Consider the following 13,697-nt stretch of genomic DNA (forward strand, 5'->3'; position numbering starts at 1 on the left):
CGGGCCAATCACTACCAAACACACCTAATGGAATGGCTTTTTGACCCAAATATCTGGGTCGGCTTGTTCACCCTTGTCGTGCTCGAGATCGTCCTTGGCATCGACAACCTGATCTTCATCGCCATCCTGGCGGACAAACTCCCCCCGCACCAGCGTGACAAAGCCCGCCTTGTCGGCCTGTCGCTCGCCATGATCATGCGCCTTGGCCTGCTCACCGTCATCGCCTGGCTCGTCAAACTCACCGCGCCCCTGATTGTCCTTGGCCCGCTGACGTTCTCCGGGCGTGACCTGATCTTGCTGGTGGGCGGCTTCTTTTTGCTGGCCAAGGCCACGATGGAGCTGCACGAGCGCGTCGAAGGCAAGCTGCACGTGGCCACCGGCAAGCGCGCCTACGCCAGCTTCGCCGCCGTCGTCGCGCAGATCATCGTGCTCGACGCCGTGTTCTCGCTCGACGCCGTGATTACCGCCGTTGGCATGGTCGACGAGCTGGGCGTCATGATGGCCGCCGTTGTGATCTCGATGGGCGTCATGCTGTTCGCCTCCAAGCCGCTCACGCGCTTCGTCAACGCGCATCCGACCGTTGTCGTGCTGTGCCTGAGCTTCCTCTTGATGATCGGTCTGTCGCTGATTGCCGAAGGCCTGGGCTTCCATATTCCCAAGGGTTACCTGTACGCGGCGATCGGCTTCTCGGTGGTGATCGAGCTGCTCAATCAGCTGGCGCGCCGCAACTTCGTCAAGCAGGATGCGCACATCCCGCTGCGCGACCGCACGGCCGATGCGGTGCTGCGCCTGCTGGGCAGCACGCGCGGGATCGAGCCTGGCGACGAGCCGGACCCGGTGACGAACAAGCAGCAGAAGCAAAAGCCCGACGAGCCGACCTTCGAGCTTGAAGAGCGCAATATGGTCAGCGGGGTCCTGAGCCTGTCGCAGCGCTCGGTGCGCTCGATCATGACCAACCGCTCGGACATCTCGTGGATCAATATCGAGGACGACGCCGACACGATCCGTGCCCAGCTCCTGGCCACGCCGCACGGCTTCTTCCCGGTGTGCCGGGGCGAGCTCGATGAAGTCATCGGCGTCGCGCGCGCAAAGGATCTGATTGCCGACCTGACGCTGTCGGGCGCGATCGATGCGAACAATATCCGCGTGCCGATCATCGTGCCCGACGCCAGCGGCGTGCTCAAGGTGATGGACCGCCTCAAGCGCTCGCACGGCCAGCTGGTTCTCATCGCCGACGAATACGGCACCTTGCAGGGCCTGGTCACGCCGATCGACATCCTCGAAGCCATCGCCGGCGAATTCCCGGACGAAGACGAGCAGCCCGTGGTGCAGGACCTGGGCGGCGGGCGCTGGCGCGTGGATGGCACGGCCGATCTGCACTACCTGGAACAGGTGCTCGAGGTGGACGCCTTGGTGGGCGACACCGACGACTACACGTCGCTGGCTGGCCTGATGCTCGAGCGCTTCGGCACCTTGCCGCTGGTGGGCGACGGCATCGAGATCGAGGGTCTGCGCATGGAAGTTGAAGAGGTGCTGGAACGGCGCATCGCCTCGGTGCTGGTCACGCGCATCGCCGATCCGCTTTGAGGATAAGTTGAACGACCTTTTTTGACAGGGACACGATCATGCAAGCACTCTCCCGGGGCCAGCGCCTGCCCCTGTCCAACGTGGCGCCAGAAGGCGTGCTGCAGGCGGGCGTGTCGGCCCAGGGCCTGGCGCTCGATGTCGCGTGCTTTGCCCTAAGCGCCGAAGGCAAGCTGGCCGATGAGCGCTACATGACGTTCTTCAACCAGAGCGCGACGCCGTGCGGCGGCGTGGCGCTGAATGCGGCCGGCCAGGATGCTGCGGACTTCAGTTTTCAGCTCGCGCGGCTACCTGGCTGGGTCGAGCGCGTGAGCATCGTCGCCAGCACCGAGGGTGCAGCGACGATGGCGCAACTGCAGACCGGCTACCTGCGTCTGGTTGGTCCACAGGGCGAGTTCGCGCGCTTCACGTTCAGCGGCAGCGACTTTGCCGGCGAGCGCGCCGTCATGCTCGGCGAGCTGTATCGCAAGGATGGTGGCTGGCGCTTCATGGCCGTGGGGCAGGGCTTCAACGGCGGGCTGGATGCGCTGGTGCGTCACTTTGGCGGCGCAGTGGCCGACGATGCTCCCCAAGCTGCGCCATCACCATCGTTCGACCTCGAAAAGCGCGTGGCCCAGGCCGCGCCGCAGCTGGTCAATCTGGTCAAGTCGGCCGCCGTGTCGCTCGAAAAAGCGGGGCTCGCGCAGCATCGTGCCAAGGTCTGCCTGGTGCTCGACATCTCCGGTTCGATGAGTGCCTTGTACAGCAAGGGTCTGGTGCAGAAATTCGCCGAGCGCATCCTGGCGCTGGGCTGCCGCTTCGATGACGACGGCGAGATCGACGTGTTCCTGTTTGGCCGCAACGTCCACCAGGGCGAGGCGATGGGCCTGGCGAACTGGCCGAACTACATCAAGGGCATCATCGCGCGCCACCCGCTCGAAGGCGATACCCGTTACGGTGCCGCGATCGAAGCCGTGCGCCGGCATTACTTTCCGGATGCGCGTGGCGGCGAACGCCGTGCCGTCGCCAAGGCCGCCATGCCCGTGTACGTGATGTTCGTTACCGATGGCTCGACATCCGACAAGCCGCTGACCGAACGTCAGCTGCGCTGGGCCAGCCGCGAGCCGATCTTCTGGCAGTTCATGGGCATCGGCAAAGGGCGCAAGTCGAAAGCCAAGGCGCTGGCCAGCTTCGCCGACTCGGATTTCCCGTTCCTCGAAAAGCTCGACGAGCTTGATGGCCGCCTGGTCGACAACGCCGACTTCTTCTCGGTCGCCTCACCCGACGAGCATCCCGACGCCGCGCTGTACGACCTGTTGATGAACGAGTACCCGCAGTGGGTGAAGCAGGTCAGGGCGCTCGGCATGATCGGCTGACGTGCGGTAGAAGAGGGCGCATTTGTCATGCAAACAGGCCCCGAAATACCGCTCTTCTCAGCCAATCGAAACCAGTAGTCGCACGTTACTCTTGTCGTATCGTCAGGACGTCAATACGTCCACAGACCGTGTACAACAGGGAGAAACAACGTGTTTGAAGGATTCATCCAGCTCACCCCAACGGGCGTCGCGCTCACCATGGCCGCGTCGTACATCATGACCGTGTTTGCCAGCGAACTGTATCTGCACCGTTCGCGCAGCCACCGCGCAATCACGTTCCACCCGCTGCTGTGCCACCTGTTTCGCCTGTGGATCTGGCTGACGACCTATGGCGTGACCGCCAAGGCCTGGGTGGCGGTGCATCGCAAGCATCACGCCAAGTGCGACACGGTCGACGATCCACACAGCCCGCACATCCACGGCCTGTGGACCATCCTGACCAAGGGCACGCTCCTGTACCGCAAGGCCGCGCGCAACGCGGACCTGATCAAGGCCTATGGCGTGGGCATCAAGGAAGACTGGATGGACGCGCACCTGTACACGAAGCACCGCTTCCGCGGCGCGTTCCTGTTCCTGGCGCTCGAGATGCTGGTGTTCGGCATGACGAACGGCTTTTTGATCTGGCTGTTCCAGTTTTCGATCCTGCCATTCTGGGCCTCGGGCTTCATCAACGGGATCTTCCACGTGGTGGGCTACCGTAACTTCCAGACCAAGGAAGGGTCACGCAACTTCTTCCCGATCGGGATCATCTTCGGCGGCGCCGAACTGCACAACAACCACCACGCCAACCCGGCGTCCGCCAAGCTGTCGATGAAGTGGTGGGAGTTCGATGCGGGCTGGCTGGTGATCCGCATCCTCTCGTTCGTGCGCCTTGTGACCATCAACCATGTCGACCGGCTGCCGGCACCGGATGCGGCGCAGGCGCGGCGGCACGCGGCGGGTTGACGCCCGCCGGGCGCAGCTTCTTGCCGAGCCGGCGCCATCCGATCACCACGCCCGTCACGCTGAGCAGCAAACCACCGAGGCTCAGCACGACCAGCACGATGTCCCACAACGGGCGCCGCTCGAGCAGCGGCAGCCAGTCCCACGAATGCAGCATCGCGAACAGCCAGCGGCTGGCGCGCTTGCCGCTGTCGATGTGGCCCAGCACCGCGCCGGTGCGCGGGTCGAGATGCACCCAGGTCGCGTGCGGATCGGCGAACACGAGGCGCAGCACGGGCAGCGGCTTGTCGGCACCGCCCATCATCGTGTGCGCATCGCGCGCGTAGTAATACAGGTCGTAATCAACCAGTTGCTCGACCCGCGCGACGGGTGCGTCGACCAGGTGCGCGGCGGCAGTCTGCAGCGCCGCCGCGTCGAGCGTCAGCGGCCGCGCGGCGTGGCTGTCCAGCACCTGCGGCGCGCCGCCCGTGCGGTAGGCCAGCACGCGGTTCTGGCCCAGCACGCGCACCCAGCGCAGTTCGCGCACGGCGCCGGTGCTGGCGGCCAGCAGCGCTGGCGGCGCGGCGTCCTGGTTTGTCAGCGTCAATGATCCGCCCTGCAGCGCCTCCATGCGCAGCTTCGGCGCGCCCGTGTCAAAGATGTGCCACGGGTTCATCGACATCAGGCCGCTGAAGATCCACGCGATCGTCACCAGTGCAAACAGCAGGCCCGTCACGTGGTGCCAGCGCATCATCGCATTCGGGTACGGCGTGCGTGCGCCGCTGCGGTAGGGCGCGCGAAAGCGCCAGCGCAAGATGCCGGCTACGGTGCCGGACAGCGCAGCCGCGATGCCGGCAATGGCCAGGTAATTGACGATATTGGTCCAGTAGGGCTGGAACAGATTGCCGCGAAACGGATACAGCCAGTGGATCCAGGCGCCGGCGTAATTCCACAGCTGTTCGCTGCGCGTTGCATCGCGCACGACTTCGCCGGTTTTCCCGGACACGTACAGCAGCGTGCGATCTTCGTCGTTCACTTCGACCCGGTGCAGCGGGCGCTGCGCATCGAGCCCGCGCGAGTGGGTGAAGGCGTCTTCGTCGATCACGTCCTGATAATGCACGTTGATGCCTGGGCCGGCCCAGGCGGCAGCGCTGGCCAGCGCATGGGCCGCGTTCACCGTGTCCACGCGCGCGCCGCTGATGGCGTCGATGACGATAGGGCCGCGCTTGCCGCTGCCAACCGGCGTCGCCACATACACGGCGCGTCCGCCACTGGACGCCGCCAGGCGCAACCCGTCCAGCGGCTTGGAGACACCGGCCCTGGCCAGCGCCACGTCTGGTGCCAGCAGCGGCGCTGTTTGCGACAGCGCCGGCAGGTGCGCCAGCCGTTCGGCGTCGGTCAGCTTCGGGTAGCCGACATACATCATGACGATGCCCGATGCGAACCACATCGCAAACAGCACGCAGCCACCGATGCCCAGCCAGCGGTGGGTGAGGAACAGCCAGCGCTTGAGTTGTGCCTTCATGCGAGACTCCCCGTCAGAACGCCACGCGCAGCGACAAGTCTGCCGTGCGCGCCGCGCCCAGGTACGCCATCGTGCTGTTCACGTTGGCGGCGTAGATCCGGTCGGTCAGATTGCGCACGCGCCCGACCAGCGTGACGTCGCGGTTGATCTGGTAGGCCAGGCCCAGGTCGACGAACGTATAGGCCGGCCAGTACAGCGTGTTGGCGGCGTCCGCATACACCTTGCCGACCCGGCGCACGCCGATGTTCGTCTGCAGCGCCGGCGTGATGGTGTACGACAGCCACAGGTTGGCCACGGTCGCCGGCGTGTTGACCGGCGTCTTCCCGGCCAGCGACACGTTACCCTGGCGGTAGTTCTGGTATTCGGCGTCCACGTAGGTGATGTTGCCCTGCAGGCCCAGACGGCGCGTCGGCTGCAGGCCCACGGCCAGCTCGACGCCTTGCGATGTCTGCTCGCCCACCAGCAGGGTCAGGGCGCTGTTGTTCGGGTCCTGCGTCGCGATGTTCTTGCGCGTGATGTGGTACGCGGCCAGCGTCGCCGTGCCCTTGCCATCCCAGAATCCCAGCTTGCTGCCGATCTCGAACTGGCGCCCGGTGGTCAGTTCGCTGTTGGTGCGCACGTCCGCGAACGAGGCGGTCGACAGCACGCCGGACGGTGGATCGGCCGCCGTCGCGTATTGCGCATACAGGTTCATGTCGGGCGTGACGTCCCATACCAGGCCAAGACGGCCTGTCGTCGGCGTGTAGCTGCGCGCGAAGCTGGCCGGGCTGGCGCTGGTTACCTCGCGACGGTTGGTCAGGTCGAGTTCGATGCGCTCGTGGCGCAGCGCGGTCACCAGGTTCAGGGTGGGCACCAGCGCCGTGCGGTTCTCGAGATACAGGGCCGTTGTCGTGACCTTGTTGTCGCGGTCGGGCCGGAAGCCCGGGCTCATGCCCGGCACCGCGAAGAACCGTTCGGTGACGAAGTCGTACGGGTCGACCGTGCTGACCGTGGCGGGCAGGCTGTTCGGGAAGCGCGTCTGCTTGTTGACGCTGACGTCCAGGCCAAAGGCCCAGTCGCTGCGGCGCGCACCGATGCGGCTCTTGTACACGCCGTCCAGGCGATCGCCGACCATGCGCTGATCGTGGCGCTGGAGCAGGGCGGCCGAGCGGATCACGGCCGTGTTGGACGGGTTGAAGCGGTAGGTCTCGACATTGCGGTAGTCGCGCAGCGCATCGTAGAGATACAGGGTGTTCGTAAGCTGCAGTGCGTCGCTGACCTGCCACTTGCCGATCGAGCGCAGCCAGTGCACGCGCTGATCGTAGACGCCGTCAGCGCTGTTGTAGTTCTTGAAGCGCGTGGCCTCGAGAATGCGCGCCTGGCCAGCGATCGGGTTGGCCAGCGGCGTGCCCCAGTACGGCCGGTCCACGTCTTCCTGCTGGAATTCATAGGCCAGCGTGTGCGTCACGCCGCGCCCGAATTGTGACAGCAGGGACGCTGCCAGCTGGGTCGAGCGGCTGTCGACGCCGTCGATCGGGCTGCCGGTGTCGCGGTGGTTGATGTCGATGCGCGCGTAATGGCCATCGCTCAGTTGGCGATTCAGGCCGACCGATGCTTCTTTCAAGCCATGCGCGCCAAGCCGTGCCTGGGCTTCTGAGAATTCGCGCGTCTCGGCCAGTTTGGTGATGTAGTTGATCGAGCCGCCCACGGCGCCCGAGCCGAACAGAAAGCTCGATGGCCCGCCGATGGCTTCGACCCGGTCGACGATCCAGCTGTCGACAGGGCGCGCCGCGATCGCATACTGGACGTTGATGCCGTTGAACAGCTGGCTGATCGAGCCGCTGCCAAAGCCCCGGTAGCTCACGCCGATATTGCCCGGCGCATTGTGGGCGGTCACGCCGGGGATGGCGCGCAGGATTTCCTGCGTGTCCTGGGCACCGCGCACGTCGATCAGGGCGCGGTCGACAACCGTGACGGTGGCCGGGGTTTCGCGTGCGCTCAAGCCAAGGCGGCTGGCGGTATCGAGTGGCGTGTCGAGGTCGAGCAGGCTACCGGCGCGCGGTGCGTCAGCCGTGATCTCGACGGTGGGGATAGTCTGGGCGTACGCCTGCCATGGTGCGGCGAAGGTAAAGCCCAGGGAGAGCGCGATCGTGCGCGGCCGGGCGTGAAGACATGGGGTCATTGCATTTCCTGTGCGCGCGACGAACGGCGATGGCGCGTCGCGCATGGTCCGCCGGTGCTGCATGGGGATGCAGCGCCGGAATCAAGGGGTATGACGGATCAGGAAAGGGCGGCAGGTGGCCCGCGCGATTGCGCAGGCGTCCAGGCAAATTGCGGACGTGGGGCGTGGTAGAACAGGTGCGGGTACGGATCGGGCTCCAGGCTGACGATTTGCAGCGTGCCGGCGTACGGCGGCGGTGCAATGGCGGCATGCTGGTGCGAGCAGCACAGGTCACAGTGCGACATGTCGGGCACCGGCGGCGCCGTCGTCTGGCCCGCGTCGTCCACGACCAGGACGTGGCGGGTGCCGGTGGCGCTGCAAATCTCGGACAGATAGGCATTGGCTGGCTGCGCGGTGGCCAGGGCCATCGCATGCGACAGCACGGGCGTGAACAGGCCAAACAGGAACGCCACGAGGACGGTCCAGCCATACAGCGCGCGGGTTGTGCGAAGCCTGTGCATATGAAAATTATAGTCGGGGCAGCGCGCCGCGGCGCACGGGTGGTCAATTTGTCCATCTTACCGGCCGGCGCGTGACCGGGGTGCCGGCGATCCCGCGTGCGATTGATATAATCGCGGTCTACCATTCCCGCTACCGACGACCAACACGATGCCGCGCACCCTTGTCATTTCCCCGAACTGGATCGGCGACGCCGTCATGGCCCAGCCCTTGCTGCGCCGGCTCCGGGAGCGTCATCCCGAGCGCCCGATCGATGTCGTGGCGCCCACCTGGGTGGCCCCGGTCTGGCGCGCGATGCGCGAAGTCGACACGGTGCTCGAGTCGCCGTTCAAGCATGGCGCGCTGCAGTGGAAAGAGCGCAAGGCATTCGCGAAAATGCTCAAGGCGCGTGGTTACGCCGACTCGTTCGTCTTGCCCAACACGCTCAAGTTCGCGCTGATCCCATGGCTGGCCGGCATCCCGCGCCGCGTGGGTTACAAGGGCGAGATGCGCTATGGCCTGGTCAATGTCATGCACCACGACGACAAGACCGCACCGCGTCCGATGGCCCAGTTCTACCAGGCGCTGGCCGATGCGCCGGTGCGCGACCTGGCACGGCCCGAGCGCCTGCCCGAACCCGTAATGACCGTGGCACCAGCAGAAGCGCAGGCCGCGCTCGCGCGCCTGCAGCTGCCGGGCGGCGCGCACGTGGTGTTTGCGCCGGGCGCCGAATTCGGTCCGGCCAAGCGCTGGCCGTCCGCGTACTTTGCCGAGCTGGCGCAAATGATCCTGGCCCATCGCCCGGATGTGCAGATCCTGCTGCTCGGCTCACCGAAAGACCGCGCCGTCTGTGACGAGATCACGGCGATTGCGCCGCAGGCGCACAACCTGGCCGGTTCGACCTCGCTGGCCGAAGCCATCGCGCTGATCTCGCGCGCTGCCGCCGTGGTCACGAACGATTCGGGCCTGATGCACATCGGCGCGGCGCTGGGGCGGCCCGTGGTGGCCATCTATGGCCCGACCGATCCGCGTCACACGCCGCCGCTGTCGCAACTGGCGCAGATCCTGTGGCTGCACATCGAATGCTCGCCATGCCAGCAGCGCGAATGCCCGCTGGGCCACCAGAATTGCATGAAGCAGATCCTGCCGCAGGCTGTCTGGCAGCCCTTGCAATCCATGCTTGCCGCCGCGTGACGCGGGCAAGCCAAACGATTTAACAGAGGACCCCATCATGATTCTGGTTACCGGCGCCGCAGGTTTTATTGGCGCGAACCTCGTGCATGCGCTGTCAGCGCGCCAGCCGTTCAGCGTGTTCGCCGTCGACAATATGTCGCGGCCTGAAAAATTCCATAACATCGTCGACGCCGAGATCGCCGACTACGCCGACAAGGAAGACTTCCTGGTGCGCCTGAAGGCCGGTGAATTCGACAACAAGTTCACTGCCGTGCTGCACCAGGGCGCGTGCTCGAACACGATGGAGACCGATGGCCGCTACATGATGAAGAATAACTACGACTACACGGTCGCGTTGTTTGAATTCTGCCAGCGCCAGGACATCCCGTTCATCTACGCGTCGTCGGCCGCCGTGTATGGCGCCGGCACCGTGTTTCGCGAAGAGCGCCCGCTCGAGCGGCCACTGAACGTCTACGGCTACTCGAAATTCCTGTTCGACCAGTACCTGCGCCGCTACTGGGCCACCAAGGGCAAGGATGCGGGCAGCCAGGTCGTCGGCCTGCGCTACTTCAACGTCTACGGGCCGCTGGAAGGGCACAAGGGCACGATGGCGTCGGTACCGTTCCACCAGTACCACCAGTTCCTGAAGGACGGCAAGGTGCGGCTGTTCGGCGCCAACGACGGCTACGAAGCCGGCGCGCAGATGCGCGACTTCGTCTACATCGACGACGTCGTCAAGGTCAACCTGTTCTTCCTGGACCATCCCGAACAGCGCGGCATCTTCAATCTGGGCACGGGCCGCGCGCAGCCGTTCAACGACCTGGCGGTCGCCACGGCCAACGCGCTTGCCAACGAAGGCAAGCCAGCCTTGACGCTGCAGGAGATTGTCGATCAGGGCCTGCTCGAGTACCTGCCGTTCCCGGACAAACTGAAGGGCAAGTACCAGAGCTTCACGCAGGCCGACATCTCGGCACTGCGCGCGGCCGGCTACAACGAACCGTTCACCGACGCGGCCACCGGCGTGGCGAAATACATGGACTGGCTGCGCGCGCAGCCGGTGCGTTGATGGTCAGGGGCGGGTGTACTGCATGCCCAGTGCGGTTTCACCTGCCACCTGTGCCTTGTTTTCCGGGCTTTCGCTGAATGCGATCAGCAAACGTTCGATCGGCAGGCCGTTGTTCAGCTGCTGCAACCAATACGTAGCACCGGCCTCGTCCGGTGCCCGATGCAGCACATTGCGGTACATGGCGGCGATAAGCTGTGTTGGCGTTGGCGCCCCCCATACAGGCCGGCGAACTCGCCGGAGCGCGCGAATTCGCGGCCCATGTCGTCAAGTGACAAGCCGCCATCCATCGCACGAATCCAGAATCCAAGCCCCCGGTCGTCCGGCTGGCGATTGAAGGCAGCGCGGTACAGCCGATAGGTCTTGCCGGCGCTGCCTTCGGCATCGAAGGCCAGCGTCACATCGGCAAATTCCAGGCGATACGGGTCGCGCACGGTCTGCGTGCCGTCCCGGCCGGTGTTATCGAAGACGGTCAGGACATTGTCGCTGCGCGTGACCGTGTAGATCGAACGCGGCCCGCTGAGCGTGGCGCCGCTGACGGTCACGAACGCCGGTGCGCCGGGATCCGAATCGTACAGATGCGCCAGTTCCACGCGCGGGATCAGCAGATAGGCGCCCGGCCTGGCGTGACTGAGCGTGAAGGCCCCATCCGCGCTGCGGTAGTCGCCCGCATCACTCGGCGTCAGCGCATCGAGCCCTTCAACGGTGACGGCGCTGACGCGCCACCCCGTGTCCGGTCCGAGGTAGGCAGGGCCCGTGGCATCCATGACCAGTCGCAGCCGGATGATTTGCCCGCGATAGGCGCTCAGTGCGACCGGCAGCGTACCGGTCAGCGGTACCATCGAGCCTGTGCCAGACTCGCTGTAGACATCTTTCCAGCTCGCCCCGTCGTCGCCGGATACCTGCACCCGGAAACGCTGTCCGCCCGATGCCAGTTGCATGGTACGGTTGACCAGCACCCGGGCGCTGTCGCTGGCGACGAACAATGGCTTGCCGAGCGTGGCGCTTTGCAGACCCCAGTCGCTTTCGCCGACATGAAAGCGCAGCGCGCCAGCTGCAATGATGTCGTGGTGCCCGGCGTTCGCGCTCGTCCAGTGGGCGGTATCGAGTGGTGCCCGGGTAGTGCCGGTGGCGGCGCGCAGCATGGCTGTCACGCTGTAGCCGGTGGCGCCGGACAGCGCCGCGATGCGTACCTGGTACGGCGTGTCTGGCCGCGTGTCTGCCAGCGCGGTGAGCATGGGCTGCAACCGGTTGGTGCTGGCGACGGCCGGATCGATGACCGTGACGTCGTAGTTGAAGCTGCGCGCGCCCTTCGCGATCACGACATTGGTGATGCTGACGCGATAGCGCACGTCGTTTGCCGGCTGCGCATGGTGGCCTGCGGGGTCGATGTTCGCCATTTTCCAGACGAGAGTGTTTTCGCCAACACCGTTTTTCACGGGTTCGAGCGTGACGTTGACCGGTGCACCGTCGCGCGTGACGCTCACCATGGCCTGTGTGAAGTCGGCGTCGGGATACGACAGTGACCAGCGTTCGTACACGGTTGCGTAGGGCACGTAGCCCTTCGCCGGCCATGCAACGAAATCGTCGCGTACGGCCGACCTCGCGCCGAAATAATCGGTATCGGTCACCCACAGTGCATTCGCTGCCCACAGCTTTCTGCCGTCGATTTCACCTGCAGGCACGTCGCCGGTGCCCATCGTGCGTGTGTTGGGATGGAAGATCCAGCGCCGGTGTCCGACAGGTCCATTGTCGCTGCCAGGATCCTGGATATAGCCGTCGATGACCTCGGGGCCCATCGTGCCGAGCGCCAGATTCGAGGAAATCGCTGCATCGGCACCTTCCTGCGTGTAGAACTTCCAGGTCGGTGGTGGCGTATGCGACAGCTGGCCGGCCGCACTCATGATCAGCGCTGCGTGCTGTGCCTTGGCGCTGTTCTGCTCTGATAGCCGGACGGCAGCCGGGAGGCCCGCCATCGCCCGATACCAGTTCACGCGTTGTATGACGGCTGCCCTGAACGCGGGAGTCGTCGTGCCTGGCGCGCCAGCCGCATGGTTGCCGGTCCAGCCGATCGGCGGCGTCGGTTCGCGGTGGATGCGATTGTAGAACAGGCGTACTGCCTCGCGGTCGTTCGTATCGATCGTGAATGGCGCACCGTCGACAACCAGCGCGGACTCCTTGCGCTGGTAATCCACGCCCGGTGCGAAGCCTTGCGCGGCCCGTGCCGCCTCATTGGTGACGGGCGTACCGAGCTGTATTGCAGTGCGCGGGGAGGCCATGGACGCCGCGCTGCCTGTCTGCAGTGCTGGCGCGTCGGATTGACCTCCGCAGCCAGCCAGCGAGAAGACCAGCAGCATAGCGACACCATGTGAACGACTGAACATAATTATTGCCTAGTGGAAAATTCCAATAATTATGCCGTAGGGAAACAGGTGTGTATAGCAGAGAAGGCGTCGTTTGCGGGGATATGCGCGCGGCATGAACAGCAGCGACGTATACATCTTGTTTACAACTGCTGGCAGCTTTTATATCCGGTTTTTATGCCCGAATCGCTAACCTGCTCGTGTTCCATGCGGCGCCATCGTGCGTCGTATGGGTTCCAACACAACCAAGAGCAGACACCATGAATGCATCGATTCAAGCGCGCCGCGCCGGCCTGGTGGCAGCCGCCATCCTCGCCATCAGCGGCGCCGCGCACGCCCAGACCACCGGCGCCGTCGAGGTGGCAGAACCCGCCGCTTCCGCATCACCCGTTACCTTCAACGCCGCCATCACGTCGGACTACCGCTACCGTGGTATTTCACAGACGCGCCTGCAACCGGCGCTGCAGGGCGGTCTTGACTACGTCCACGCCACTGGCTGGTACGTCGGCGCCTGGGGCTCGAGCGTCAAGTTTGCGAAGGACGCCGGGGGCGATGGCGACGTCGAGATCGACCTGTACGCCGGCAAGCGCGGCGAGCTCGCGGTCGGTTTGTCTTCCGGTCTGACGTACGACGTCGGCGTGCTGCGCTACCTGTATCCGGACAATGGCCTGGGCCAGGTCGCCGGCTTCGTCAACGCCAACACCACCGAGGTGTATGCGCAACTGGGCTACGGCCCCGCCTACATCAAGTATTCGCACGCCACCACCAACCTGTTCGGCTTCGTCGACAGCGAAGGCAGCGGCTACCTCGACATCGGCGCCAGTCTCGACGCGGGAAATGGTGTCACGGTGCTGCTGCACGCCGGCCGCCAGCGCGTGGACAACAACCCGGCAGCCGATTACACCGACTGGAAGATCGGCGCTTCGCGCAGCTTTGCGCTGGCCACCGTCGCCGTGGCGTATGTCGGCACCAACGCCAGCAAGAGCGCCTACGCCTCGCCAAGAAACGGCAAGTTCACGGGCCGCGACGCGCTGCAGCTGACTCTCAGCCGCACCTTCTGAATCCAACCACCAGA

General features: G+C 65.2%; 11 protein-coding genes. 6 read left to right on the forward strand and 5 right to left on the reverse strand.

The genetic code is table 11. The features are described from left to right. Positions 1–27 precede the first annotated feature (27 nt). The 3 genes from ACZ0AJ_RS03135 (at position 28) to ACZ0AJ_RS03145 (ending at position 3,884) form a co-directional block, all read left to right on the forward strand. The gene (locus ACZ0AJ_RS03135; protein ID WP_499453855.1) at positions 28–1,587 is read left to right on the forward strand and encodes a TerC family protein; all 1,560 of its coding nucleotides are present in this window, start codon (positions 28–30) and stop codon (positions 1,585–1,587) included. A gap of 38 nt (positions 1,588–1,625) precedes the next feature. After that, a complete protein-coding gene (locus tag ACZ0AJ_RS03140; RefSeq protein WP_499452707.1) occupies positions 1,626–2,939 on the forward strand; it encodes a VWA domain-containing protein in 1,314 nt (437 codons plus the stop codon). A 150-nt stretch (positions 2,940–3,089) separates the two neighbouring features. Then, positions 3,090–3,884 (forward strand): fatty acid desaturase, encoded by a 795-nt coding sequence (locus ACZ0AJ_RS03145; RefSeq protein ID WP_499452708.1) that lies wholly within the window; start codon positions 3,090–3,092, stop codon positions 3,882–3,884. Here ACZ0AJ_RS03145 and ACZ0AJ_RS03150 read toward each other — a convergent pair. The 3 genes from ACZ0AJ_RS03150 to ACZ0AJ_RS03160 all read right to left on the reverse strand — a co-directional run bounded on the left by ACZ0AJ_RS03150 (position 3,820) and on the right by ACZ0AJ_RS03160 (position 8,046). After that, positions 3,820–5,385 carry a PepSY domain-containing protein gene (locus ACZ0AJ_RS03150; RefSeq protein ID WP_499452709.1) on the reverse strand — a complete coding sequence of 522 codons (1,566 nt, stop codon included), beginning with the start codon at positions 5,383–5,385 and terminating at the stop codon, positions 3,820–3,822. The genes ACZ0AJ_RS03145 and ACZ0AJ_RS03150 overlap by 65 nt on opposite strands. 13 nt (positions 5,386–5,398) lie before the next feature. Further along, on the reverse strand, positions 5,399–7,546 hold the full coding sequence (locus ACZ0AJ_RS03155; RefSeq protein ID WP_499452710.1) for a TonB-dependent receptor: 2,148 nt from the start codon (positions 7,544–7,546) through the stop codon (positions 5,399–5,401). A 98-nt stretch (positions 7,547–7,644) separates the two neighbouring features. Next, positions 7,645–8,046 carry a DUF2946 domain-containing protein gene (locus tag ACZ0AJ_RS03160; RefSeq protein ID WP_499452711.1) on the reverse strand — a complete coding sequence of 134 codons (402 nt, stop codon included), beginning with the start codon at positions 8,044–8,046 and terminating at the stop codon, positions 7,645–7,647. A gap of 148 nt (positions 8,047–8,194) precedes the next feature. On the opposite strand from ACZ0AJ_RS03160, the gene waaF reads away from it, so the two are divergent. Next, positions 8,195–9,217, forward strand: a complete 1,023-nt coding sequence (gene waaF / locus ACZ0AJ_RS03165; protein ID WP_499452712.1) for a lipopolysaccharide heptosyltransferase II — start codon at positions 8,195–8,197, stop codon at positions 9,215–9,217. Positions 9,218–9,251: 34 nt separating this feature from the next. Further along, positions 9,252–10,262, forward strand: a complete 1,011-nt coding sequence (gene rfaD, locus ACZ0AJ_RS03170) for an ADP-glyceromanno-heptose 6-epimerase (protein ID WP_332530429.1) — start codon at positions 9,252–9,254, stop codon at positions 10,260–10,262. Between the two features lie 3 nt (positions 10,263–10,265). On the opposite strand, the gene ACZ0AJ_RS03175 is transcribed toward rfaD, so the two are convergent. Together ACZ0AJ_RS03175 and ACZ0AJ_RS03180 are read right to left on the reverse strand one after the other, a co-directional pair. Further along, on the reverse strand, positions 10,266–10,442 hold the full coding sequence (locus tag ACZ0AJ_RS03175) for a DUF4214 domain-containing protein (protein WP_499453858.1): 177 nt from the start codon (positions 10,440–10,442) through the stop codon (positions 10,266–10,268). Further along, the gene (locus tag ACZ0AJ_RS03180; RefSeq protein WP_499453860.1) at positions 10,376–12,643 is read right to left on the reverse strand and encodes a CAP domain-containing protein; all 2,268 of its coding nucleotides are present in this window, start codon (positions 12,641–12,643) and stop codon (positions 10,376–10,378) included. The genes ACZ0AJ_RS03175 and ACZ0AJ_RS03180 overlap by 67 nt, the downstream gene beginning before the upstream one ends. 239 nt (positions 12,644–12,882) lie before the next feature. Here ACZ0AJ_RS03180 and ACZ0AJ_RS03185 point away from each other — a divergent pair, with 239 nt between their 5' ends. After that, complete coding sequence (locus tag ACZ0AJ_RS03185) at positions 12,883–13,683, forward strand: TorF family putative porin (protein ID WP_499452713.1); 801 nt, start codon at positions 12,883–12,885, stop codon at positions 13,681–13,683. Positions 13,684–13,697: the final 14 nt, after the last annotated feature.

Source organism: Telluria sp. AC161, from assembly GCF_979258535.1.